At 30.0% G+C, this 1,790-nt stretch carries 2 protein-coding genes and 1 riboswitch (1 of these 3 cut by a window edge); both genes read right to left on the reverse strand.

Annotation, left to right across the window (positions count from 1 at the left end; all coding sequences use genetic code 11):
- Window positions 1-71: riboswitch (cobalamin riboswitch) on the reverse strand (it extends 70 nt beyond the left edge of the window).
- Window positions 72-216: 145 nt separating this feature from the next.
- Window positions 217-477: a hypothetical protein gene (locus AMS59_RS22685; protein WP_053485970.1), complete on the reverse strand. Its 261-nt coding sequence runs from the start codon at window positions 475-477 to the stop codon at window positions 217-219.
- Between the two features lie 880 nt (window positions 478-1,357).
- Complete coding sequence (locus AMS59_RS22690) at window positions 1,358-1,579, reverse strand: hypothetical protein (protein WP_053485971.1); 222 nt, start codon at window positions 1,577-1,579, stop codon at window positions 1,358-1,360.
- Between the last annotated feature and the right edge of the window lie 211 nt (window positions 1,580-1,790).

The raw sequence follows: 1,790 nt of genomic DNA on the forward strand, positions 1-1,790 counted from the left end.
GTGTCGGATTTGCACCGACTTCCCTTTTAAGTAAATTGCACGCAATTTACACCTATTACTCCACGCTATTCAGTTGTCAAATTAGCCGTTTTAAAGATGTCAGAAATTGTAGAGTAAATATTCCTTACTGACTATCAAACTAAATTGTAATGTGTAGTTTACCTACTGTCAAGAAATTGAAAAAGCGAAGAAAAAAGAGGGAAATTTCCCCTCTAATTAATCAACTTTTAAAAACTCTGCTTCATATATATCGGATTGGTTCATCTCAAATGTATTTGACGATGAATATATAATTTTATCTTGGAAATATACTTTTACATTTTTTATTTCAGCTAATTCTCCTTTTACTATTTTCACAAGCTCTTTCATATCAGAAGCATCAATATTTATCACAAAACAAATAGAATCCACTGCTGCAAATCCGCCATTATATTCAAAAATTTTATTGTCAATTATCAACTTATCAAAAGGTTCCATATCAATACCCCTATTCACCATCAATTTCAACTAAACATTTTGGTTTTATTTCACTGTAATATGTAATTAATTCTTTCTTAATATAAATTGAATATCCAACATTCGTTAAAACAACTTCAAAATTATCCGATTCAGTGTTATATCTAACAAAATCAATTTCACTGAAAACCTCTTCCTCTTGCATTTTATAACCGATTCAATAAGTAGAACGATTATCTATTAAGCCACTATGACTCATTAATAAATCTAAAAAATCATTTTCCATATCACACACTCCTCGTATTAATTTGCAAAATAAAAAGAAGAAGGTAAGCGAAATATAATCCCTCAACTTCTTCTTTTTAGATAGAAAGATATTCAAATACTTCAAACAATAAATATACAAGAATATGGACATGCACCAAGAAAGAGACATCAATCTGAAATTATTCAGTTCTATACACAATTTCTTCAAAGTAAAATTATATTTAGTGAATACAAATAAAAAAGAGGGGACGTACACAACGTGCGAACCCTCTTTTGCGTCGTACACAACGTACGACTTATTATTAAGTATATTCAAAAGAATTAAAAATATGACTGGAAATTTTAAGAGCATAAGTTCTAAGTCGTACACAACGTGCGAGTTAGTTACTGACGCTCTCAATAAATATCGAATTTAGTCGTACACAACGTGCGAGCAAATTCATTGTTTTATGTACAACTTAGTCATACACTGCGTGTGAGCAAGTTGTTTGTACCCTTATTATCATACAATTCGAGCTGATAGTCAATAAATTTATTCAACTTTTATAAATGGATTAGATAATAAAGTATGAGAGAACTGTTAGATAACTATTCATCTATTTTACATAACTCGTTATAAATTTGATCACTTAAATTACCATCTCGCCATTTTTTTGTGATTATCTAAGTTATGTGCAATATCATCATCTAACGCTCTAATAGTTATATTTGTAGTTAGATAATTTGGCTGAATACTTTCATCAATGTATTTATTGATCTGAACAGATACAACTCTATTATTCTGATTATTGCCATATGCATAATCTTCTAATTTATCGATAATACTCACTTTCTCTAAATGTTTTTCCTTACTCATTACGTATTAATTCCCCTTTTTATTGCTCATATCCCTCAATGACTAATAGCTTATTAGCTTCAGGTTTTTTAATATTAAAATACTTTGCAATTTCGTAAGCGCCAAATACAACCCACCTTCTAACACTGTCTGTGCTATGTGATAATCACAGTACATTCTTCGTTAGGAGGTTTTTTCATGACACAATCAGAACGACAAGCGATGTGGCAAG

It is taken from the genome of Lysinibacillus sp. FJAT-14745, from assembly GCF_001275675.1.
GTDB lineage: Bacteria > Bacillota > Bacilli > Bacillales_A > Planococcaceae > Lysinibacillus.

What these genes read in the sequence shown, in the direction of transcription:
- AMS59_RS22685 (WP_053485970.1), bottom strand. Translation starts at nt 477, where the DNA reads ATGGAACCTTTTGATAAGTTGATAATTGACAATAAAATTTTTGAATAT.
- AMS59_RS22690 (WP_053485971.1), bottom strand. Translation starts at nt 1,579, where the DNA reads ATGAGTAAGGAAAAACATTTAGAGAAAGTGAGTATTATCGATAAATTA.